Raw genomic sequence first — 22,680 nt, 5'->3', positions numbered from 1 at the left:
CAGTTGAAAAGTGTAAAGTAGGAGGCAACAATTATGCCAAGTGCAGATGTCTTAATTATTGGAAGTGGCGTTGCGGCACTTCGTGTTGCAAAAGAGATTTGTCACGAAAAGAATGTGATTATTATCACAAAGGAGACGAAACGTAATAATAATACACATTTAGCTCAAGGTGGAATTGCCGCAGCGGTAGCGGCATATGACAATCCTAATGATCATTTTGAAGATACGTTAGTAGCAGGGTGTCATTATAACAATGAAGAAGTGGTCCGTTATTTAGTCGAGGAAGGACCGAAAGAAATTAATAACCTTATTGAAAGAGGAATGAAATTTGATGGAGATGAAACAGGTCCTCATCTTGGAAAAGAAGGGGCGCATCGAAAACGTCGTATTTTACATGCAGGTGGCGATGCAACAGGAAAGAATTTATTAGAGCATCTTATTCAAGAAGTAGCTCCATACGTTACGGTAGTGGAACAGGAAATGGTGCTCGATTTTATTATAGAAAAAGATAAATGTGTTGGGGCTTTAACTCGCAACAATAAAGGAGAACTGAAACGTTACAATGCAGATTATACGGTGTTAGCTTCAGGCGGTATTGGCGGTTTATACGCCTTTACTTCTAATGATGAGACAATTACAGGCGATGGACTTGCAATGGTGTACCGCGCAGGTGGGGAACTTGTAGATTTAGAGTTTATACAATTTCATCCGACGATGTTATACGCGGGTGGGCGTTGTTCCGGTCTCGTGTCCGAAGCTGTTCGCGGAGAAGGAGCTGTCCTTATAAATGGAAAAGGACAGCGTTTTATGATGGAGATACATCCTGAACAGGATCTAGCCCCGCGTGATGTAGTGGCTAGGGCTATTCATGAACAGCTACTTGCGGGTGAAAAAGTGTACTTAAACATCGAAATGATTCAAAACTTTGAACAACGCTTTCCGACCGTGTCATCGATATGTAAAACAAATGGAGTCGATATAAATAAAAAACTTATTCCGATCGTGCCCGGTACTCATTTTCACATGGGCGGCGTGAAAACGAACTGTGATGGAGAGACGTCTATTCTGAACTTATACGCAGTCGGTGAAGTAGCTTGTAACGGGGTTCATGGTGCAAATAGATTAGCGAGTAATTCATTATTAGAAGGTCTTGTGTTTGGAAAAAGAATCGGACGACACATTTTATCTAGAGAGACAAAAGAAAAGGTGAACATGCTAGCCGAAAAGGAAGCAAAGTTTATCGTTCTGAATCATTTACCGACGAAAGAAGAAATACAAAAATGCATGATGAAATATGTTGGGATTGTGCGAACAGAGCACAGTTTATCTTATGCGAAGAGATGGCTTAGTAAGTATGGTGTTCGAAATATGATATTACAACATGATGTTCTTACGAATGAAGAGATAACGCTTATTAATATGTTAACGGTTTGTGAGCTTATAGTTGTGTCAGCCTTGCAAAGAGAAGAAAGTATTGGCGGGCATTACCGGAGTGATTATCCAGATAGAAATATAGGAAAGAAAGAGATTGTTCGAGTAAAGAGAAAACTACAAATTGTGTGATGAGGGGAAGAGGGGCTTTATGAACACGATAAAAGTTAAAGAAGCATTAAATCGATTTTTTTTAGAAGATATAGGGGAAAGAGATGTAACATCTCAGCTTATTTTTCCAGATAACTTGCTTTCGAAAGGAGCGTTTCTTGCGAAGGATACAGGGGTCTTTGCAGGACGTTTAGTAATTGAATCAGGATTTAAATTAATTGATGAGAGAATTGAAGTAGAGCTTCATAAAAAAGATGGGGATCTTGTAGAAAAAGGCGAAATCATTGCAACTGTGCAAGGTCCAATTGCCTCGTTATTAACAGCAGAGCGCGTTATATTAAACGTTATTCAGCGTATGAGTGGGATAGCCACGATGACACGTAAAGCGGTTCTTGCGTTAGATAGTAGTCATACTCGCATTTGTGATACGCGAAAAACGATGCCTGGGCTACGTATGTTTGATAAATATGCAGTCGTGTGCGGAGGTGGATTTAACCACCGCTTCGGTTTATATGACGGTGTCATGATTAAAGACAATCATATTGCGTTTGCTGGTTCTATTACAAAAGCTATTACATCGGTGAAAGAAAAATTAGGACATATGGTGAAAGTAGAAGTGGAAACAGAAACGGAGGAGCAAGTGAGAGAGGCAGTAGCAGCCGGTGCGGATATTATTATGTTTGATAACCGTACGCCAGATGAAATTCGAGAGTTTTCAAAGATTGTGCCAAGCGCCATTGTTACGGAAGCGTCAGGTGGCATTACAGTTGAAGATTTATCGAAATATGGAAAAACAGGGGTAGATTATATTTCACTTGGATTGTTAACACATTCAGTGAAAGCACTTGATATTAGTTTCAATATTGAAGCGTAAGGAAAGTGGCTTAGAGGGGGAGAAAGGTATATGAGTATTTTAGAAAAAGTACAGCCAATTGAAACGATGTTACCAGAGCGTTATTACACAATGTCAATGGAAAATATGGAAAAGCGTGTTCGTGAAATTAAAGAAAAAATGGGGAAAACGTTATTTATTCCAGGGCATCATTATCAAAAGGATGAAGTTGTACAATTTTCTGATGCAGCAGGGGACTCACTTCAGCTTGCGCAAGTTGCAGCGAGTAATAAAGAAGCAAAATACATTGTGTTTTGTGGTGTGCACTTTATGGCAGAAACAGCAGATATGTTAACGACAGATGAACAAGTTGTCATCTTACCAGATATGCGCGCAGGTTGTTCAATGGCGGACATGGCAGATATTGAACAAACAGAAAGAGCGTGGAAAGAGCTCACGAAGTTATTTGGAGATACGATGATTCCGTTAACATATGTAAATTCTACAGCTGCAATTAAAGCGTTTTGCGGTCGTAATGGTGGAGCGACAGTAACTTCTTCAAATGCAAAACAAATGGTTTCTTGGGCGTTTACACAAAAAGAGCGTCTTGTCTTTTTACCAGACCAACATTTAGGAAGAAATACAGCGCACGATTTAGGTATTCCGTTAGATAAAATGGCGGTATGGGATCCACATACAGATTCATTAGAATACGATGGAAACATAGAAGAAATCCAAGTGATTTTATGGAAAGGACATTGTTCAGTTCATCAAAACTTTACAGTGAAAAATATTGAAAGTGTGCGGAAAAATCATCCGGATATGAATATTATTGTACATCCAGAATGTTGCTATGAAGTTGTAGCCGCTTCAGACTATGCAGGTTCAACAAAATACATTATTGATATGATTGAATCAGCTCCAGTTGGAAGTAAATGGGCAATTGGTACAGAAATGAATTTAGTGAACCGAATTATTCAGCAACATCCAGATAAAGAAATTGTTTCACTTAATCCATTTATGTGTCCGTGCTTAACGATGAATCGAATTGACCTCCCTCACTTACTATGGGTGCTTGAAATGATAGAAGGCGGAGAAGAGATTAACGTTATTAGCGTAGACAAACAAGTAACGAAAGAAGCAGTTCTCGCATTAAATCGTATGTTAGAGCGTGTTTAAAGCAACGGGAATACCGTTGCTTTTTTTCATACATATAATCATAACGAGAGCGAAATGGGCATACATTGTTTTGAAGAAATCATTGTGGTTTTTATGCCTATTCCACTTCCAACTATATTGAAAATAGAAGAAGTGATAAAAGTGAAAAGAAGTTAATGTTATTTAGAAAGGGTTACTTCATGAGATTTGTTACTTATAGATAAGTTATACAGGAGGGGGAAAATTTGAAAATTCATATCGTGCAAAAAGGGGATACCCTTTGGAAAATTGCGAAAAAGTACGGAGTGGATTTTGACACGCTGAAAAAAACAAATACACAGCTTAGTAATCCAGATTTAATCATGCCAGGTATGAAAATTAAAGTACCATCAAACGGCGTCCACGTGAAACAGCAAGCTGGAGCAGGATCAGCACCTCCAAAGCAATACGTAAAAGAAGTGCAACAAAAAGAATTTGCAGCAACACCAACGCCGCTTGGAATAGAAGATGAGGAAGAAGTTACGTATCAATCGGCACCAATTACCCAGCAGCCCGCTATGCAACAAACACAAAAAGAAGTGCAAGTAAAACCGCAAAAAGAAGTACAGATAAAACCACAAAAAGAAGTGCAAGTAAAACCACAAAAGGAAATGCAAGTGAAGCCGCAAAAAGAAGTACAGGTGAAACCACAAAAAGAAGTGCAAAAAGAACAGCCAATTCAAAAAGAAAAACCAGCTGAAAAACCGTCTGTTATTCAAAAGCCACCTGTTATAGAAAAACAAAAACCAGCGGAAAAAGAAAATACGAAGTTTTCGATAAATGTATTACCACAGCCGCCGCAACCGCCAATAAAAACGAAAAAAGAATATAAAATTTCAGATGTAATTAAAAAAGGAAGCGAGTTAATTGCTCCGCAAATTACGAAAATGAAACCTAACAACGTCATTTCTCCGCAAACGAAAAAGGATAATATAGTATCACCGCAAGTAAAAAAAGAAAATGTAGGAAACATAGTATCGCCGCAAGTAAAGAAAGAAAATGTAGGAAACATAGTATCGCCGCAAGTAAAGAAAGAAAATGTAGGAAACATAGTATCGCCGCAAGTAAAGAAAGAAAATGTAGGGAATATAGTATCGCCGCAAGTGAAAAAAGAAAATGTAGGAAACATAGTGTCGCCGCAAGTAAAGAAAGAAAATGTAGGGAATATAGTATCGCCGCAAGTGAAGAAAGAAAATGTAGGAAGCATAGTATCACCAAATGTATCGAAAGAAAATGTGGTTATCCCACAAGTCATACCGCCAAATATTCAAGTACCAAATATAATGCCAATGCTGGATAACAATCAACCACCAAATATAATGCCAATAATGGATAACGATCAACCACCAAACATAATGCCAATAATGGATAACAACCAACCACCAAATATAATGCCAATAATGGATAATAACCAAATGCCGAATATGATGCCGATTATGGATAACAATCAAATGCCGAATATGATGCCGATTATGGATAACAATCAAATGCCGAATATGATGCCGATTATGGATAATAACCAAATGCCGAATATGATGCCGATTATGGATAACAATCAAATGCCGAATATGATGCCGATCATGGATAACAATCAAATGCCAAATATGATGCCGATCATGGATAACAATCAAATGCCAAATATGATGCCGATCATGGATAACAATCAACCACCGAATATGATGCCATATCAAATGCCGTATCAACAGCCGATGATGCCGCCGAATCCATATTATCAACAACAAAACCCATATTACAATATGCCATATCAGCAAGGGGCACCTTTTGGACCACAGTATACGTCTATGCCAAATTCAAATATGATGCCAATGGATAACAATATGCCGCCACTCATACAAGGTGAGGAAGATTGTGGATGCGGAGGAGAGAGTAGGTTATATAGTCCGCAGCCTGGGGGACCACAATACGCTAATCCTTTATATTATCAACCAACGCAGTCTGCATATGCACCACAGCCAGGGACGATGTATTATCAACCAGATCCACCAAATGTATTTGGAGAGCCAGTCGCAGAAGAAGAGGACGAAGAAGAAGTTTAAAAAAAGGTGGGATTATTCCCACCTTTTTTGTATGTAGAATTGTTTTGAAAACGGAAGATTTACATCAAGTGTTAGAAAATTCCCAGTGAAATATTAACAGTGTAAAAACCTTCTCTGTTACTCATCATAAGAGGGAGCTTTTCAGAAGAGAAGTTCATTCTAACAGAGGGGGTTTTTGTATTGAATACGAAAGTAAAAGTGATTGCTGCTTCTTTGTTAGTTACCAGTGCATTAGCTGCATGTGGTACACCAAAAGATAACAATGCGATGGATGGACGTAACTACAATTACGAGCGTACATCTTATAATGATACACATCAGTATCGTGATAATGTAGCGCGTAACGATCGTTATACAGATTATGTAACATATAGAAACGGTCGTAACGATACAGGATATAATAATTATTACCGTGATGTAAATTACAACGGGCAAATTGCTAATCCGCATCCAACTCGTAATATTACAATGAACAATTCATACATTAACAATGATGGTAAAACTGCAGAAAGAATTACAAATCGTGTGAAACGTATGAATAACGTAGACCGCGTGTCTACGGTTGTATATGGAAACGACGTAGCGATTGCAGTAAAACCACGTAACACAGCGACAAATGAAACGGCGATGGCGAACGAAATTCGTCAAGCGGTTTCAAATGAAGTTGGAAACAGAAACGTATATGTTTCTGTAAGAAATGATATGTTTACTCGTGTCGATGCAATGAGTACGCGTCTACGTAACGGTACAGTTACAAATGATTTTAATCGTGACATAGGAAATATGTTCCGAGACATTCGTTACGGTTTAACTGGTACAGTGCGATAGAAAAACAAAAGAGGAAGGGGTTGCCCTTCCTCTTTATTCATCGTTATCTTGTAAACGACGTTTTTTAATAAAATAACTAACGGAATAAGAAATTAAAAAGCATATGAAGAAAATACTACCTGTTAGAAGTGCTTCAAACAGAGGTCTTTCTGGACTGAAAATGATATAAATAATGGCTATAATAGTTCCTACAATAAGAGAGCGTAAAATAATTTTGTAATAAGGAGTTAACTTTATATCCTTTTCGCCTTCTTCTACATCGATAGAAACGCTTAACTGTAAATAACTAAGTACGATACTTGTAAGGATAAATAATAACCATAATGGAGATTTCGTAATTTGATCCATTCCTTCAGTGAATCCGATATAGCCTAAAATGCCAATTATACCAAGTGATTGAAAAAGAAAGGCAATACGTATGTTTTTTAATGTTTTCAGAATGAGACGTTCATCCTTTATTTTTTTCACAATATCCATCTCCTGTTTATTATGATTTCGCTGTTACATTAATCGTAATATATATATTACATTTATCAATTTATAATTTACATAAAGTTCGTTTGGGTGAAAGAGAAAATAAAATATTTGTTATAAAAATGTTGCACTTATACGTTATTAATGTTATATTAGCAAAGCGATGAGCTAATTTACGTAAGACGAGAGATATGCTTAAGTGCTAAACACGCGAATGTGGTCGCCTGGTCTCTCGCCGTAAACGCATCAAGACGCCTGCTTGCAGGCGTCTTTCATTTTATATAAAAACAAATGCTAATGCAGATAAGGATAAAACCTTATCTGCATTTTTTTATTTTTGAGAGAAATGTAATGTGGTTGTTTATATGGATAAAACCTCCACTTTCGGCAAAACTACTAATGAAAGTTTGATTTTGCCTAAAAGAGGTGAACGGAAATGAAATGGATACTGATTGCAGTGCAAGCTTTCGTGATGATGTTTTGTTTAGCCTATGAAACGAGTGTGAGGGCGGAAGGACCAGTACCAGAAGTAACAGAAAAAGAATCTGAAGTTACAATTTTATTAGAGCGTATGTATGTTGATGGAGAAGTAAGTGAAGAAATATTTACAGAAAAAGTAGCGGATTTAGAAAAGTTTTTACAGCAATATAAAGAATGGCAACTCGTTGATCGTGATGATGTACAAATTGTATTGCAAAAGAAAGTGGACGATATTTCTCCGTTATTGAAGACGAGCGGCTATTTTGGTGTTTCAGAGGAAGGGATATTACAAATTTTCAAGGGTGTACCAAAAAGTGATAATGCGATTCATTCTTTCTTTCAAATTGATATGAAAAAACTTGAGAGTTATGAGCGTGCGAAATTGAAACGTGGTATTCGTATAAAATCAAAAGAAAGTTTTGTGAAGACGATTGAAAAAATGAAGCAATATGCAGTGCAAAATAAGAAAAAAAGCAGCTCATGGTGAGCTGCTTTTTCTTACTTGTTTTTAGCTAAAATTTCTTTTGCGATTTCATCAATTAGCATATCTTTTCCGATTGGATTGAATGCTTTCGTATTGAAGATTTCATTCGATACTTCATATACGTGATTGTTTTTTACTGCTTTATTGTCTTTCCAAACAGCACTATTTTTATAGTCTTCGTACACTTTATCAGCCTCGCCGCCGAAGTTTACAATAAACATTTGATCAGGTTGGAATGCAACAAGCCCTTCTAATGATACTTGCGCCATCGTTTGTTTTAAATCTGTACCTTTTGTTGCTGGAAGTTTTAAGTCGTTAAAGATGATGTCACCGTATCCGAAGCTACCGTATACACGGAAGTTTTGTGGTGTAACTGCGACAAACATAAAGTTTTCATCTTTTGTTTTTTCTTTAATTTTTTTAGATAAAGAGTCTGCTTTTTTATCGTAGTCGGCAATCCATTTGTCAGCTTTCTTTTCTTCATCAAATAGTTTACCTACTTCTTTAAACTTACCGCGCCAGTCTTCTAAGTTTGTTTCTAGAACAACAGTCGGTGCAACCTTTTCTAATTGATCATAAATTTTTAATTGACGATTATTTAAAATAATTAAGTCCGGTTTTAAAGCTGTAACAGCTTCTAAATCAACTTTAGGTGCCCAGTACCAGCCAACTGCTTTTACGCCATCTAGCTTGTCTGTTAAGTGATTTTGGATTTTATCTTTATATGTATTTGCTGTACCAACAGGTTTGTGTTCAAGAAGTAATAACTCTTCTGTTGATCCAGATAAGTCAACAATTCTCTTTGGATTTACTGGAATTGTAGCTTCCCCTTTAGCGTGTTTCACAACTTTTGTTTTCGGTTGTTCTTTTGCTTTTGACGCTTCTTTTTGAGAAGAACAGCCAACGATAGAAAGAACGACTAGCATAATAGTTAATAAAATAAATAACTTACGTTTCATCCTGATGTAACCCCTTTAATTAGTATTGATAATCATTATCGACTCCTGTATATTAAGGTGCTTTATCTTTTCTGTCAATGGAAAATAACAGAAGTTTTAAACGGAGAACATTTGTTGGGGTAGTCTCGCTTTTCTATCATTAAATATGTTAAAATGGAATACATGATTTAAGAGGGAGAGATCGTATTTTGTTTGAATATGTTACAGGTTACGTGGAGTATGTAGGACCGGAATATGTCGTAATTGACCATAATGGAATTGGGTACCAAATTTTCACACCAAATCCGTATGTATTTCAAAGAAGTAAGCAAGAAATCCGTGTCTATACATATCATTATGTGAGAGAAGATATTATGGCACTTTACGGGTTTAAAACACGTGAAGAGCGTTTATTATTTACAAAATTGTTAGGTGTGTCTGGCATTGGGCCAAAAGGCGCTCTTGCGATTTTAGCTTCTGGTCAAACAGGACAGGTCGTTCAAGCGATTGAACATGAAGATGAGAAGTTTTTAGTGAAATTCCCGGGCGTCGGAAAGAAAACAGCGCGCCAAATGATTTTAGATTTAAAAGGAAAACTAGCAGATGTTGTACCAGATGCATTTGTTGATTTGTTCTCAGATGTTGAAAGTTTTGATGAGAAGAAAGGTTCCTCAGTTGAACTTGATGAAGCACTGGAAGCACTGCGTGCACTTGGTTATGCAGAACGGGAAGTTTCTCGTGTTGTACCAGAGTTATTAAAAGAATCATTAACGACAGATCAATATATTAAAAAGGCACTTAGTCTTTTACTAAATGGTAAGAGGTGAGTATAATGGACGAACGTCTCCTTTCAGGGGAATCTGGATACGAAGATGCGGATTTAGAGTATTCATTACGGCCACAGACGCTCCGTCAGTATATTGGCCAAGATAAAGCGAAACATAATTTAGAAGTGTTTATTGAAGCGGCGAAAATGCGTGAAGAAACGTTAGATCACGTACTTTTATATGGACCACCTGGACTTGGTAAAACGACGCTTGCGAATATTATTGCCAATGAAATGGGTGTTAACATTCGAACGACGTCAGGTCCCGCAATTGAAAGACCAGGAGATTTAGCAGCGGTATTAACAGCACTTCAGCCTGGAGATGTATTGTTTATTGATGAAATTCATCGTTTGCATAGATCAATTGAAGAAGTACTATATCCTGCGATGGAAGATTTTTGCCTTGATATCGTAATTGGAAAAGGACCGTCAGCACGGTCTGTACGTTTAGATTTACCTCCATTTACATTAGTTGGAGCGACAACACGTGCCGGAGCATTATCAGCGCCGCTCCGTGACCGTTTCGGTGTACTTTCAAGATTAGAGTATTATACAGTGGATCAGCTTTCTGCGATTGTTGAACGTACAGCGGAAGTATTCGAAGTGGAAATTGATTCGTTAGCCGCACTAGAAATTGCAAGACGTGCCCGTGGTACACCTCGTATTGCGAATCGTTTATTACGACGTGTACGTGACTTCGCACAAGTTCGCAGCGACGGAACAATTGCAATGGAAATTACACAAATGGCATTAGAACTACTGCAGGTAGATAAATTAGGACTCGATCATATTGATCATAAATTATTGCTCGGTATAATTGAGAAATTCCGTGGTGGCCCAGTTGGATTAGAGACAGTTTCGGCAACGATTGGAGAAGAATCTCATACAATTGAAGATGTGTATGAGCCGTATTTATTACAAATTGGCTTTTTACAACGAACGCCAAGAGGCCGAATCGTAACGCCACTTGCGTATGAACATTTCGGAATGGAGATGCCAAAAGTATGACGGAGATACCGAAATTGCTTATAACAGCAGGTATCTTACTCATTGTTGTTGGCTTAGCTTGGAAGTTCATTGGAAGGCTTCCAGGCGATATTTTTGTGAAAAAAGGTAACGTTACCTTTTATTTTCCTATCATTACATGTATTGTGTTAAGTATTGCATTATCTTTTATTATGTATATAATAAATCGATTCAAATAAGAAATAGGTGGATACAGTTATGGATATTAATCTGTTTGATTTTCATTTACCAGAAGAACTTATTGCACAAGTCCCGTTAGAGGATCGTGAAACATCAAGATTAATGGTGTTAGACCGTGAAACTGGTGATATTGAGCATAAACATTTTACGGACATTCTTTCTTACTTACATGAGGGGGATTGCTTAGTTTTAAATGAAACGAAAGTTATGCCTGCTCGCTTGCACGGTGTGAAAGAAGATACAGGCGCGCACATTGAAGTGCTTCTTTTGAAACAAGAGGAAGGCGATAAGTGGGAAACGCTTGTTAAGCCAGCGAAACGTGTAAAAGAAGGAACTGTAATTTCTTTTGGTGAAGGGAAATTAAAAGCAACTTGCACAGGGACTGCAGATCAAGGTGGGCGTCAGCTTGAATTTTCATATGACGGCATCTTCTATGAAATTTTAGATGAACTTGGGGAAATGCCACTTCCTCCATATATTAAAGAGACACTGGAAGATCGCGATCGCTATCAAACAGTATATGCGAAAGAAATCGGTTCAGCAGCAGCGCCGACAGCGGGACTTCACTTTACAGAAGAGTTACTTGAGAAGTTAAAGAAAAAAGGCGTTCAGTTAGCATTTATTACACTTCACGTAGGGCTTGGAACATTTAGACCAGTTTCTGCAGATACGATTGAAGAGCATCATATGCACGCAGAATATTACCATATGTCTGAAGAGACAGCGGCATTATTAAATCGTGTGAAAGAGAATGGTGGACGTATTATCACTGTAGGTACGACATCAACTCGTACGTTAGAAACGATTGCGACCGATCATAGTGGTAAGCTTTGCGCAGCTTCTGGTTGGACAGATATTTTTATGTACCCAGGATATAAATTTAAAGCAATTGATGGTTTAATTACAAACTTCCATTTGCCGAAATCAACATTAATTATGCTTGTAAGTGCATTTTCAAATAGAGATAATGTACTTCATGCTTATAATGAAGCAGTAAAAGAAAAATATCGTTTCTTTAGCTTCGGTGACGCAATGTTCGTTGCATCTCACGCTAAAATGAGAAACAAATAAAAGGAGTAAATTATGACAGCAATTCGTTATGAATTTATTAAAACTTGTAAACAAACGGGTGCACGTTTAGGTCGTGTACACACGCCGCACGGTTCATTTGATACACCAACATTCATGCCAGTTGGTACACTTGCAACAGTTAAGACAATGTCACCAGAAGAATTAAAAGCAATGGATTCTGGCATTATTTTAAGTAATACGTATCATTTATGGCTACGTCCAGGTCACGAAATTGTTCGTGAAGCAGGTGGTTTGCATAAATTTATGAACTGGGACCGTGCAATCTTAACGGATTCTGGTGGTTTCCAAGTATTCAGTTTAAGTGACTTCCGCCGTATTGAAGAGGAAGGCGTTCACTTCCGTAACCACTTAAATGGAGATAAATTATTCTTATCACCAGAAAAAGCGATGGAAATCCAAAATGCATTAGGTTCAGATATTATGATGGCATTTGATGAGTGTCCACCGTTCCCAGCTACTTTTGAATATATGAAGAAATCTGTAGAACGTACAAGCCGCTGGGCAGAACGTTGCTTAAAAGCGCATGAACGTCCACAAGATCAAGGTTTATTCGGTATCGTACAGGGCGGAGAGTTTGAAGAGCTTCGTCGCCAAAGTGCAAAAGACCTTGTTTCAATGGACTTCCCTGGTTATGCTATAGGTGGTTTATCTGTTGGTGAACCGAAGGATATTATGAATCGTGTGCTTGAGTTTACAACACCACTTCTTCCAGATGATAAGCCACGTTACTTAATGGGAGTAGGTTCTCCTGACTCGTTAATTGATGGGGCAATTCGCGGCGTTGATATGTTTGACTGCGTACTTCCAACTCGTATCGCTCGAAATGGTACATGTATGACAAGTGAAGGCCGTCTAGTTGTAAAAAATGCGAAATTCGCAAGAGACTTCGGTCCGCTTGATCCTAATTGTGATTGCTACACATGTAAAAATTACTCTCGTGCGTACATTCGTCACTTGATGAAATGTGATGAAACGTTCGGAATTCGTTTAACGTCTTATCACAACCTTCATTTTCTGTTAAACTTAATGGAGCAGGTGAGACAAGCTATTCGTGAAGACCGTCTTGGTGATTTCCGCGAAGAGTTCTTTGAACAGTATGGCTTTAATAAACCGAATGCTAAAAACTTCTAATACATAATTTAAAAGGAGGAACAAAAGATGAATGCAGGTATGATGAATATCGTTATGATCGTTGCGATGTTTGCGATTTTCTATTTCTTATTAATTCGCCCGCAACAAAAGCGTCAAAAAGCAGTTGCTCAAATGCAAAACGAATTAGCAAAAGGTGATGCTATCATAACAATTGGTGGCTTACACGGTACAATCGAATCAGTAGATGAAACGAAAATCGTTGTTAAATCTGGTGGTGCACACTTAACTTTCGATCGCAATGCGATTCGTGAAGTTGTGAAAAACTAATGAGGAAGGCCCTGCATGAAATGTGCAGGGCCTTTTTTTAATTATTTTGCTTTGACATATTTACACCGAAAATACCACCGAGTGTACTCGCGCCCATTAATGCCAATTGGTAAAGTAACTGTGAGTTCGATAAAGTTTGAGAGAAGCCTAAATAGTTAACTAGAAAAACGAGTATGGCGAATGTGAGTCCTGTTGTAAAACCAACTAGCCAACCTTTCCCTTGTGCTTTTTTACCAGCAATAAACCCAGACATAAGCATAGATAAAAGAGCTAGTATCAAAATAGTGACGGTTAATGTACTTTCATTCATGTTCGTAAACTTTAATAATAGAGCCATAACCATGCTAGTAATAGATGCGAGAATTAGTAGGGTAATAATACCGAAACCAATTGCAGTTGATAATTTTTTCGTTCCATCCATTTATGCATTCCCCCTTTTTAATACAAGCATATTTCTCTTTTGCTTAAGTTAGACTATTTTCTTTTCTATAGGGGAATCTATAAGTAAAAAAGGAGATGTAGAAATGGAATGGGTATCGATAATTGGCCGGACGATGCTTTTGTATATCATTATCTTAATTATTTTCCGTCTTATGGGTAAACGTGAAATTGGAGAGCTAAGTGTATTAGATTTAGTCGTATTCATTATGCTTGGTGAAATGGCTGTAGTAGCGATTGAAAATACAGATAAATCACTTTGGCATCAATTAGTTCCGATGACTTTCCTTATGTGCATACAAATCATTTTGTCGGTTATTTCTTTGAAGTTTCAACGATTTCGGCATTTAATAGAAGGGGAGCCTGCTATTCTTATAAATGCGGGAAAAATTGATGAAAAAAAGATGAGAAAACAGCGCTATAACATAGATGATTTAATGATGCAATTAAGGGAGCAAGGGGTCGGAGACGTGCGGGATGTGGAATACGCTATTTTGGAACCATCAGGGAAGTTATCCGTTTTTCAAAAACAAAAAAGTAAAAAGAGTAAAAATGATACGCCTATTTTTACTCTGCCATTAATTATTGATGGAGAAATTCAATCTAATCATTTGCAAATGATTGAACATACAGACGAATGGCTCATTGAAAAACTAAAAAACTTAGGTTATAACGATATAACACAAATTTTATACTGTAGTTTTCAAAATGGACAATTTTTTGTTGATTTGAAAGAAAACTAAAAGCTTACCATTTTAAATAGTAAGCCCGGAAAAGTCTCGCTAATGAAAGTTTTACTTTATTTCAAAAATGAAAGTTTACGAATGATAGGGAGGCGACTTAACTCCTCTTTTCGAATTAGTTTAAAGATGAAGAGGAGAACGACATAAACCATTGTTGTTAAAGTGATTTCCCATAATGTTTGTATACCAAGAGAATGAGAGAAAATAATATACTTATGAAGGTGAAAACCGAAGGCACCTGCAATACCGATGGCAAGTCCGCCGAAAATATAGTCTTTTGCGTAAATGGTAAATGTAATCTTTTTTAAAACGGTAGCGTAGTGAAGGAATGTTACTGTTACTATATTTGCTGCAATAGCGAGAGCAACCCCCATCATTTGAAATTCTGGCTTTGAAGCTAGTACAAAAATAACGATTAATTTCACGATGGCGCCAATAAATGTGTTCATCATAGCAGCGCGTGCTAAATTTAAAGCTTGCAATACAGATGTAAGTGGACTTTGAAAATAATGAAATAAAAAGCAAGGTGCAAGTAGCTGAATGAATGCTGTTGCGCTGTCTGATCCGTACATAAGAGTTAAAACAGGGGAAGCGAATACGTATAATATAACGACAGACCACCCACCAGTAATTAATGAAATTCGAAGTGCTTGTTGTAAACGGTGCTCCACTAATTTATGTTGCCTTTTTGCCATTGCTTCACTAATTGAAGGAACGAGCGCTGTAGAAAGAGCGTATGTAATGAAGGCGGGTAGTGATAGGAGCGGGAATGCATAACCGTTTAATATACCGTATTGCTGGGTTGCGACAGAAGCGGCAACTCCGGCAATCGCTAAACTTTGCATAACGACGATAGGTTCAAAAAAATAAGAAACAGAACCGATTAAACGACTTCCTGTAGTTGGAAGGGCGATATCCATAAGAGAATAAAATGTATCTTTGCTCTCCTTTACGGTAGTGAAAAATCTAGAGCGTATAGATAAGTGTTTTTCACGTTGGAATAAAGTGAGTAAGAATAATAAGGATGCAACTTCGCCGAGAACGGCTGATAACATAGCGCCGGCTGCAGCATATTCTACGCCATAAGGTAAAAATATTCGAATACATACAGCGATAATTGTAATGCGGACAACTTGTTCGATCACTTGAGCATAAGCGCTAGGTTTCATATTTTGTTTCCCTTGGAAATAACCGCGTAAAACAGAAGAAACAGCAATAACAGGAACGACAGGTAAAATGGCCATTAATGGATAGTACGTTCTTTCATCGGTTAATAATGTTTTCGCTAAAATAGGTGTGAGGAGCATAATGCCCATTGTTAAAATGATGCTAATAAAGGAAGTGACAGCTAGTGATACGGTTAATATTTTTTTTATTTTTTGTTTATCGTTCACCGCTTCCGCTTCTGCTACAAATTTTGCGATTGCGACAGGAAGACCGATTTGTGTTAATGTAATTGCTAAAATGAATGTAGGAACGGCCATCATATAAAGGCCAACGCCTTCTTCTCCTAGTATACGTGCCATTACAATCCGGTTAATAAATCCAAGAATTTTGGTAATAAAGCCGGCAATCATTAAAATAAATGCGCCTTTTAAAAAGCTTTGTCTCGTCATGGTCTTCTCCTACCTTCTCAAAATCAGTGGAATGATTTACAATAATTTATATGCACGTACGAGACAAGAATGACAAGCATTTAAGAGAGTGAAGTATGATAGTGCTCTTGAAAGTAGTTATTGCTGTCCATTAGAGCGGGAATAAAAGCGACTTTTCGTGCTGAAATTATAAGGAGATGTTACGTATGTTAGAAAAAGAAGATTTGGTAGAATCATACCGCGGACAGTTACAAGTCGTTTTAGTTAGTAAAGTAGAGGAGTTTCAAATGTTCGGTTATGACAGAGTGACAGATGATGACATTTGGAAGTTTCTTAAAGTGAAAAAGTGGAAAAAGATAGACAGTAATGTTAGGTTGTATGAATTAGTGAACGATGTATTAAGAATAACACCTAATGAATATATGACATATTTAACTGTTGAAGCATACCAAGCGCCACTTTGGTCATTTGATGAGTATGAAAATAAATAACTGACTGCAATTGGTTTGTTCTTCCTTTTGCAGTATAATGATAGGTATTGATAAAGAGGAAATAACGATGTCTAAGATTATATGTAAAGGAGGTAGTGAAGAAGAAAAATAAATAATGAAAGTGTAGGTATTGCGTAAGGTTTACCGACACAGCTAGTGATGAACTAGCAAAAAACAAATGTATTTTATAGAAAGGAAGTCTACTAACTAGGTGTATGCACACGTATAGCAGTGAATCGTAAGAGATTTATTGAAAGTGTTAGTAGCAGAAAGAGGGTACATATGGCAAAGCGTGGTACGAGAATTGCCGCCTTTTTCCTCATCGTTTTATTAATCGGTGGCGTAATTGGTGCGGCAGGAAAAGACATAGCAAAAGGAATTAGTCTAGGACTAGACCTTCGCGGTGGTTTTGAAGTTCTGTATGAAGTAAAACCAGCCAAAAAAGGCGATAAAATTGACCGAGAGGCACTTGTAAGTACAGTAGGTGCTCTTGAAAATCGTGTCAATGTTCTCGGTGTAAGTGAGCCGAACATCCAAATTGAAGGAGAAAATCGAATTCGTGTACAGCTTGCTGGTGTACAAGATCAGCAAAAAGCACGTGAAATGTTATCAACACAAGCGAAATTAACATTCCGTGATGTGGATGACAATCTTCTTATGGATGGTACGGATTTAAAAGGCGGCGGAGCGAAGCAAACATTTGATGAGCAAGGCCGTGCGAGCGTAGGTCTTACATTAAAAAGCGCTGAAAAATTCCGTGCAGTAACTGAAAAAATTTCAAAGATGCCACCACCAACGAATTTAATGGTAATATGGCTTGATTTTGAAGAAGGAAAAGATTCGTATAAAGCAGAATCTGCAAAACCGAATCCGAAGTTTTTATCAGCAGCAACAGTAAGCCAAGTGTTTAACCAAGCTGAAGTATCTATCGTAGGTGGAAACTTTACAGTTGAAAGTGCGAAAGAACTTTCATCTTTATTAAATGCAGGTGCACTTCCTGTTGATTTAAAAGAAATGTATTCAACATCTGTTGGAGCGAAATTTGGTCAACAAGCATTAGAGCAAACGATTTTCGCTAGTGCAATCGGTATTGCTATTATCTTCTTATTTATGCTTGTATTCTACCGTTTACCAGGGCTTGTAGCGGTTATTATGTTAGGTTTATACATTTTCGTTACATTACTTGTCTTTAACTGGATGCATGCGGTTCTTACGTTGCCAGGTATTGCGGCATTAGTGCTCGGGGTAGGTATCGCAGTTGATGCGAATATCATTACGTACGAGAGGTTAAAGGAAGAGCTGAAAATTGGTAAGTCAATGATGTCAGCATTTCGTGCTGGTAACCATCGTTCATTAGCGACAATTTTAGATGCGAACATTACAACAATTGCAGCAGCCGGTGTATTATTTGCTTACGGTAATAGTTCTGTAAAAGGTTTCGCAACAAGTTTAATTGTTAGTATTTTAGTCGGTTTCATTACGAACGTATTCGGTACTCGTTTCTTACTAAGTTTACTTGTAAAGAGCCGTTACTTCGATAAAAAACCATCTTATTTTGGTGTTAAGGAAAAGGATATTATTCCATTAACAAAAGGTGTAGTACATCCGCCAACGAGATTTGATCGTATTAACTTCGTAAATATCGGTCATAAATTCTTCTTATTCTCAATTGTAGTCGTAATTGCTGGGGCAATTATATTACCGATTTTCAAAATGAATCTTGGTATTGACTTTGCAAGTGGTACACGTATCGACTTGCAATCAAAACAAGCAGTTACTGTTGCTGATGTTCATAAAGATTTTAAAGAATTGAAAATCGATGTGAAGGAAGAAAATATTGTACCGACTGGAGATGACAATAAAGGTTTCGCAGTTCGTACATTAGGTGTTCTATCAAAAGATGAAATTGCGAAAACGAAAACATTCTTCCACGATAAATACGGTACAGATCCGAATGTAAGTACAGTTTCACCGACAATCGGTAAAGAGATTGCACGAAATGCATTTATCGCAGTATTGATTGCTTCTGCAGTAATCGTTTTATACGTAAGTATTCGTTTCCGTCTTACGTACGCAGTATCTGCAGTAATCGCATTATTACATGATGCCTTCGTTATGATTGTTGTATTTAGTCTTTTCCGAATAGAGGTAGACTTAACGTTTATCGCTGCGGTATTAACCATTATTGGTTACTCTATCAATGACTCAATCGTTACGTTTGATAGAAACCGTGAATTATACAAACAGAAAAAACGAGTTCGTGATTTAAAAGATTTAGAAGAAATCGTAAACTCAAGTATTCGTCAAACAATTGGTCGTTCAATTAATACTGTTTTAACAGTGTTGTTCCCAGTAATTGCACTACTTATTTTCGGTAGTGAATCACTGCGTAACTTCTCACTTGCGTTATTAATTGGATTAGTTGTAGGTACGTACTCTTCTATTTTCGTTGCTTCTCAAATTTGGTTAATGCTTGAAAACCGTCGTTTGAAAAAGGGCAAAAACAAGAAGAAGGTTGAGAAAGAAGTATCTGAACCACAAGTATAAAAAGGTGATGCCTCATTAGGAGGCATCTCTTTTTTCGTTTGTGGATACAATAAGATAGCAACTTTTTACAGAAGAAAGATGGAAGAAAGTGGTGATGTTATCGTTGTTTTTGATACAATAAATCGGGATAACAAGATAGGTTAAGAAAAGAAGGGATTTTAATTATGGAAAAAGATGAACGTTTTAAACAGGCCGAGTTTGGTGCTATTGTCGGAATCGTTGGTAATATTATATTAGCGATTGTAAAGGCGGTAATTGGTTATATCGGGAACAGTAAAGCACTATTAGCGGATGCTGTGCATTCTGCATCAGATGTAATTGGTTCGCTAGCTGTACTTTTTGGATTGCGAGCAGCAAAGCAACCACCAGATGAAGATCACCCGTACGGTCATGGTAAAGCGGAATCGATTTCAGCGATTATTGTTGCAGTATTATTATTTATTGTGGGCATCGAGATAGCGATTTCGTCTATAAAAGCTTTTTCGCAAGAACTAGAACCACCGAAAGGAATTACGATTTTTGCTGTTATTCTTTCGATTGTCGTGAAAGAAGGAATGTTTCAATATAAATTCCGATTAGGGAAGAGGGTAAATAGTGATGCAATTATTGCAAATGCATATGAGCACCGTTCGGATGTATTTTCTTCAATTGCAGCTTTAATCGGTATTTGTGCAGCTATTATCGGTGGTAAGCTAGGTTTAGATTGGCTTGTATATGCGGATCCGGTTGCGGGGTTATTTGTTTCACTCCTTGTTGCAAAGATGGCGTGGAGTATTGGGGCGGAAGCGATTCATGCAACGCTTGATCATGTACTTCATGAGGAAGATGTTATTCCGCTTAGAGAAGCTGTCCTGCAAGTAAATGGTGTGAAAAAAATCGGTTCTTTATATGCGAGAGAACATGGTCACTATGTTATTGTCGATATTAAAGTTTCTGTAGATCCATACATTACTGTAGAAGAAGGACACCGTATTGGAAAACATGTGAAAGAAATGCTTATGAAACAAGATAATGTACAAAATGTGTTTGTACATATAAATCCGTATTCTCCAAATTAAATATCATTAACATTTTAGTATATAGATATTGCATCGTAGTTTGCATTATATTGTCACCCCTTAATCTGTCTTGTATAATAAACAGGTTAAGGGGTGATTTCGTGTTACAACCGAAGACGCGTTGGAAAGAAAAAGAATATAATGAAGAGCGAGTGAGTGAATTAGCAAAAAAGTTACAACTATCACCACTTGTCATTTCGTTATTCCTCGGTAGAGGATTAGATACAGAAGATAAGATTTTAGATTTTTTAAATACAGAAAATCAAGAATTTCACGATCCGTTTTTATTAGAAGGAATGGATAGAACGGTAGAACGTGTAAATAAGGCGATTCAAAATGGAGAGCAAATATTAATATTTGGTGATTATGATGCGGACGGAGTAAGTAGTACAACGGTTTTATATCTTGCTCTGCAAGAATTAGGTGCAGAGGTAGAATTTTATATTCCAAACCGTTTTACAGAAGGTTATGGACCGAACGAAGAAGCGTTTCGTTGGGCGCATAGTGCAGGGTTCTCACTTATTATTACTGTCGATACTGGTATCGCAGCGGTACATGAAGCGAAGGTAGCGAAGGAACTTGGAATAGATCTTATTATTACGGATCACCATGAGCCACCGCCAGAATTACCAGAAGCACTCGCGATTATTCATCCAAAACTAGATGGCGGTGTGTATCCGTTTCATTATTTAGCCGGTGTAGGTGTTGCGTTTAAAGTTGCACATGCACTATTAGGTCGTGTACCAGAACATTTATTAGAAATTGCAGTAATCGGTACGGTAGCCGATTTAGTATCACTTCATGGCGAAAATAGATTGCTAGTGAAGCGCGGTTTAAAACATATGCGAATGACGAAAAATATTGGTTTAAAGGCATTGTTTAAAGTTGCTAACGTTTCGCAAAGTGAAATTACAGAAGAAAGCATTGGATTCTCAATCGCACCGCGTATTAATGCAGTTGGGCGTTTAGAAGATGCTACGCCGGCTGTACACCTATTATTATCAGATGACCCAGAGGAAGCGAAAGAACTGGCTGAAGAAATTGATGAGCTGAACAAACTTCGAAAAGATATTGTAAAGCAAATTACAGAAGAGGCTATCGCTGAAGTGGAAAATAAATTCCCGCCAGAAGAAAATAAAGTGTTAGTGCTTGCAAAAGAAGGCTGGAATCCAGGTGTAATTGGAATTGTCGCTTCTAAATTAGTTGAACGTTTTTATCGTCCAACAATTGTATTAAGCATTGATCCTGTCAAAGAAACAGCAAAGGGTTCAGCACGTAGTATCGCGGGATTTGATTTGTTTGCAAACTTGTCGGATTGTAGAGAGTTATTACCGCACTTCGGAGGGCATCCGATGGCCGCAGGAATGACGCTACATATGAATGATGTAGATGAGTTACGTCGCCGCTTAAATGCGCAAGCGGATGCAATTTTAACAGAAGCGGATTTTATTCCAATCACAGCAGTTGATACATTTTGTAAAGTGGAAGATGTAACGCTTGCAGCAATTGAGGATATGCAAAAGTTAGCGCCATTTGGTGTTGGAAATCCGAAACCACGTCTTGCAGTGAAAAATGCTGAATTAGAAAGTATTCGTGCAATCGGATCAGATGGTTCACATTTGAAAATGGCACTTCGTGACGGACAGGCAACACTGGATACAATTGGATTCGGATTTGGTGCGTATGCAAAAGAAATTTCTCCAGTTGCTAAGGTATCTGTAATAGGAGAGGCATCCATTAATGAATGGAATAATTTTAAGAAGCCACAATTAATGGTACAAGATATTGCTGTAGAGGCATGGCAATTATTTGATTGGCGTAGTATGCGTAATGTGGAAGCAAATTTAGCAGAACTTCCGAAAGAAAAAATAACAATGGTGTATTTTTCTGAAGAGGTATTGAATAAGTTTTCTTTAGAAGACTATAAAGAACATCTTGTGCATGCATCAGAGGTAACTCATTTAGATGATCAATACATCGTGTTACTCGATTTGCCAAAAGGAACAGATGAATTGCGTGATTTATTTAAAGTAGGATTCCCATCTAGAATCTATACGTTATTTTATCAAGAGAACAATCATCTATTTAGTACAGTCCCAACGAGGGAACATTTTAAATGGTACTATTCTTTCTTAAACCAAAAATCACCATTTTCTTTAAGACAATATGGGGAACAACTATGTCGCCATAAAGGTTGGTCAAAAGATACAGTAAATTTCATGACACAGGTGTTTTTTGAGTTAGAATTTGTTACAATAAAAGACGGTGTCATTTTTATGGCCGGACAAAAACAAAAGCGTGATTTAATTGAATCGAACACATATCGTGAGAAAATGAACCACTTACAATTAGAAAAAGAATTGGTTTATAGCACATATCAGCAACTATATACATGGTTTGAAACGATTCGTAATCATAAATAAGTAGAACAGT

Annotated in this window: 20 protein-coding genes and 1 pseudogene; 17 read left to right on the top strand and 4 right to left on the bottom strand. The window is 37.4% G+C overall.

Going from position 1 to position 22,680, the window contains the following annotated elements; translation table 11 throughout:
* The first annotated feature begins 33 nt into the window (after positions 1–33).
* The 5 genes and pseudogenes from nadB (at position 34) to MHB70_RS20735 (ending at position 6,456) form a co-directional block, all read left to right on the top strand.
* Complete coding sequence (gene nadB, locus MHB70_RS20755; RefSeq protein WP_001138523.1) at positions 34–1,563, top strand: L-aspartate oxidase; 1,530 nt, start codon at positions 34–36, stop codon at positions 1,561–1,563.
* A gap of 19 nt (positions 1,564–1,582) precedes the next feature.
* On the top strand, positions 1,583–2,416 hold the full coding sequence (nadC, locus tag MHB70_RS20750; RefSeq protein ID WP_001092204.1) for a carboxylating nicotinate-nucleotide diphosphorylase: 834 nt from the start codon (positions 1,583–1,585) through the stop codon (positions 2,414–2,416).
* Between the two features lie 30 nt (positions 2,417–2,446).
* A complete protein-coding gene (gene nadA / locus MHB70_RS20745; RefSeq protein ID WP_000025286.1) occupies positions 2,447–3,553 on the top strand; it encodes a quinolinate synthase NadA in 1,107 nt (368 codons plus the stop codon).
* Positions 3,554–3,777: 224 nt separating this feature from the next.
* Positions 3,778–3,940: pseudogene (gene safA / locus MHB70_RS31170) on the top strand (SafA/ExsA family spore coat assembly protein); the annotation flags it as partial.
* A 1,868-nt stretch (positions 3,941–5,808) separates the two neighbouring features.
* On the top strand, positions 5,809–6,456 hold the full coding sequence (locus MHB70_RS20735) for a YhcN/YlaJ family sporulation lipoprotein (protein ID WP_001093525.1): 648 nt from the start codon (positions 5,809–5,811) through the stop codon (positions 6,454–6,456).
* A gap of 33 nt (positions 6,457–6,489) precedes the next feature.
* On the opposite strand, the gene MHB70_RS20730 is transcribed toward MHB70_RS20735, so the two are convergent.
* Positions 6,490–6,933, bottom strand: coding sequence for a hypothetical protein (locus MHB70_RS20730; protein WP_002039655.1), 444 nt, complete (start codon positions 6,931–6,933; stop codon positions 6,490–6,492).
* A 433-nt stretch (positions 6,934–7,366) separates the two neighbouring features.
* On the opposite strand from MHB70_RS20730, the gene MHB70_RS20725 reads away from it, so the two are divergent.
* Positions 7,367–7,897, top strand: a complete 531-nt coding sequence (locus MHB70_RS20725; protein WP_000871206.1) for a BofC C-terminal domain-containing protein — start codon at positions 7,367–7,369, stop codon at positions 7,895–7,897.
* 11 nt (positions 7,898–7,908) lie between these two features.
* Here MHB70_RS20725 and MHB70_RS20720 read toward each other — a convergent pair whose 3' ends face one another.
* A complete protein-coding gene (locus tag MHB70_RS20720; protein ID WP_061529657.1) occupies positions 7,909–8,853 on the bottom strand; it encodes an iron-hydroxamate ABC transporter substrate-binding protein in 945 nt (314 codons plus the stop codon).
* A 188-nt stretch (positions 8,854–9,041) separates the two neighbouring features.
* Here MHB70_RS20720 and ruvA point away from each other — a divergent pair, with 188 nt between their 5' ends.
* From ruvA to yajC, 6 genes are read left to right on the top strand one after another with little or no spacing between them, the layout of a single operon-like run.
* Positions 9,042–9,659, top strand: a complete 618-nt coding sequence (gene ruvA, locus MHB70_RS20715; RefSeq protein WP_000464514.1) for a Holliday junction DNA helicase RuvA — start codon at positions 9,042–9,044, stop codon at positions 9,657–9,659.
* Positions 9,660–9,664: 5 nt separating this feature from the next.
* Positions 9,665–10,666, top strand: a complete 1,002-nt coding sequence (gene ruvB, locus MHB70_RS20710; protein WP_000344470.1) for a Holliday junction branch migration DNA helicase RuvB — start codon at positions 9,665–9,667, stop codon at positions 10,664–10,666.
* Positions 10,663–10,863 (top strand): DUF2905 domain-containing protein, encoded by a 201-nt coding sequence (locus MHB70_RS20705; RefSeq protein WP_000136158.1) that lies wholly within the window; start codon positions 10,663–10,665, stop codon positions 10,861–10,863. The genes ruvB and MHB70_RS20705 overlap by 4 nt, the downstream gene beginning before the upstream one ends.
* A 19-nt stretch (positions 10,864–10,882) precedes the next feature.
* Entirely contained in the window at positions 10,883–11,935 is a 1,053-nt protein-coding gene (queA, locus tag MHB70_RS20700; protein ID WP_000354013.1) for a tRNA preQ1(34) S-adenosylmethionine ribosyltransferase-isomerase QueA, read from the top strand.
* Between the two features lie 12 nt (positions 11,936–11,947).
* Positions 11,948–13,087, top strand: coding sequence for a tRNA guanosine(34) transglycosylase Tgt (gene tgt, locus MHB70_RS20695; RefSeq protein ID WP_000125368.1), 1,140 nt, complete (start codon positions 11,948–11,950; stop codon positions 13,085–13,087).
* Between the two features lie 27 nt (positions 13,088–13,114).
* Positions 13,115–13,375, top strand: a complete 261-nt coding sequence (yajC, locus tag MHB70_RS20690; RefSeq protein WP_000991114.1) for a preprotein translocase subunit YajC — start codon at positions 13,115–13,117, stop codon at positions 13,373–13,375.
* 37 nt (positions 13,376–13,412) lie between these two features.
* Here the strand turns inward: yajC and MHB70_RS20685 are convergent, their stop codons facing one another.
* Positions 13,413–13,796: a TIGR04086 family membrane protein gene (locus tag MHB70_RS20685; RefSeq protein WP_000349137.1), complete on the bottom strand. Its 384-nt coding sequence runs from the start codon at positions 13,794–13,796 to the stop codon at positions 13,413–13,415.
* A gap of 103 nt (positions 13,797–13,899) precedes the next feature.
* Here MHB70_RS20685 and MHB70_RS20680 point away from each other — a divergent pair, with 103 nt between their 5' ends.
* Positions 13,900–14,556, top strand: coding sequence for a DUF421 domain-containing protein (locus MHB70_RS20680; RefSeq protein ID WP_000455378.1), 657 nt, complete (start codon positions 13,900–13,902; stop codon positions 14,554–14,556).
* Between the two features lie 56 nt (positions 14,557–14,612).
* On the opposite strand, the gene spoVB is transcribed toward MHB70_RS20680, so the two are convergent.
* Positions 14,613–16,172: a stage V sporulation protein B gene (gene spoVB, locus MHB70_RS20675; protein WP_061529656.1), complete on the bottom strand. Its 1,560-nt coding sequence runs from the start codon at positions 16,170–16,172 to the stop codon at positions 14,613–14,615.
* A 185-nt stretch (positions 16,173–16,357) separates the two neighbouring features.
* On the opposite strand from spoVB, the gene MHB70_RS20670 reads away from it, so the two are divergent.
* The 4 genes from MHB70_RS20670 (at position 16,358) to recJ (ending at position 22,670) form a co-directional block, all read left to right on the top strand.
* Positions 16,358–16,642: a post-transcriptional regulator gene (locus tag MHB70_RS20670; protein ID WP_000890217.1), complete on the top strand. Its 285-nt coding sequence runs from the start codon at positions 16,358–16,360 to the stop codon at positions 16,640–16,642.
* A gap of 282 nt (positions 16,643–16,924) precedes the next feature.
* Complete coding sequence (gene secDF, locus MHB70_RS20665; protein ID WP_001119095.1) at positions 16,925–19,189, top strand: protein translocase subunit SecDF; 2,265 nt, start codon at positions 16,925–16,927, stop codon at positions 19,187–19,189.
* Positions 19,190–19,353: 164 nt separating this feature from the next.
* Positions 19,354–20,247, top strand: coding sequence for a cation diffusion facilitator family transporter (locus MHB70_RS20660; protein ID WP_000409731.1), 894 nt, complete (start codon positions 19,354–19,356; stop codon positions 20,245–20,247).
* 101 nt (positions 20,248–20,348) lie between these two features.
* Positions 20,349–22,670, top strand: coding sequence for a single-stranded-DNA-specific exonuclease RecJ (gene recJ / locus MHB70_RS20655; protein ID WP_061529655.1), 2,322 nt, complete (start codon positions 20,349–20,351; stop codon positions 22,668–22,670).
* Positions 22,671–22,680 lie beyond the last annotated feature (10 nt).

The organism is Bacillus sp. FSL M7-1020, from assembly GCF_038050415.1.
Taxonomy (GTDB): Bacteria; Bacillota; Bacilli; order Bacillales; family Bacillaceae_G; genus Bacillus_A; species Bacillus_A toyonensis.
Note: the sequence above shows the minus strand (reverse complement) of the source record. Positions and strands in the feature narration are given on the sequence as shown.

Bases quoted from the DNA above. Each gene is read 5' to 3' on its own strand.
- MHB70_RS20685 (WP_000349137.1), bottom strand. From the start codon at position 13,796: ATGGATGGAACGAAAAAATTATCAACTGCAATTGGTTTCGGTATTATT.
- MHB70_RS20730 (WP_002039655.1), bottom strand. From the start codon at position 6,933: ATGGATATTGTGAAAAAAATAAAGGATGAACGTCTCATTCTGAAAACA.
- tgt (WP_000125368.1), top strand. From the start codon at position 11,948: ATGACAGCAATTCGTTATGAATTTATTAAAACTTGTAAACAAACGGGT.
- MHB70_RS20680 (WP_000455378.1), top strand. From the start codon at position 13,900: ATGGAATGGGTATCGATAATTGGCCGGACGATGCTTTTGTATATCATT.
- MHB70_RS20705 (WP_000136158.1), top strand. From the start codon at position 10,663: ATGACGGAGATACCGAAATTGCTTATAACAGCAGGTATCTTACTCATT.
- nadA (WP_000025286.1), top strand. From the start codon at position 2,447: ATGAGTATTTTAGAAAAAGTACAGCCAATTGAAACGATGTTACCAGAG.
- MHB70_RS20660 (WP_000409731.1), top strand. From the start codon at position 19,354: ATGGAAAAAGATGAACGTTTTAAACAGGCCGAGTTTGGTGCTATTGTC.
- MHB70_RS20720 (WP_061529657.1), bottom strand. From the start codon at position 8,853: ATGAAACGTAAGTTATTTATTTTATTAACTATTATGCTAGTCGTTCTT.
- secDF (WP_001119095.1), top strand. From the start codon at position 16,925: ATGGCAAAGCGTGGTACGAGAATTGCCGCCTTTTTCCTCATCGTTTTA.
- spoVB (WP_061529656.1), bottom strand. From the start codon at position 16,172: ATGACGAGACAAAGCTTTTTAAAAGGCGCATTTATTTTAATGATTGCC.
- nadC (WP_001092204.1), top strand. From the start codon at position 1,583: ATGAACACGATAAAAGTTAAAGAAGCATTAAATCGATTTTTTTTAGAA.
- nadB (WP_001138523.1), top strand. From the start codon at position 34: ATGCCAAGTGCAGATGTCTTAATTATTGGAAGTGGCGTTGCGGCACTT.
- queA (WP_000354013.1), top strand. From the start codon at position 10,883: ATGGATATTAATCTGTTTGATTTTCATTTACCAGAAGAACTTATTGCA.
- MHB70_RS20725 (WP_000871206.1), top strand. From the start codon at position 7,367: ATGAAATGGATACTGATTGCAGTGCAAGCTTTCGTGATGATGTTTTGT.
- yajC (WP_000991114.1), top strand. From the start codon at position 13,115: ATGAATGCAGGTATGATGAATATCGTTATGATCGTTGCGATGTTTGCG.
- MHB70_RS20670 (WP_000890217.1), top strand. From the start codon at position 16,358: ATGTTAGAAAAAGAAGATTTGGTAGAATCATACCGCGGACAGTTACAA.
- ruvB (WP_000344470.1), top strand. From the start codon at position 9,665: ATGGACGAACGTCTCCTTTCAGGGGAATCTGGATACGAAGATGCGGAT.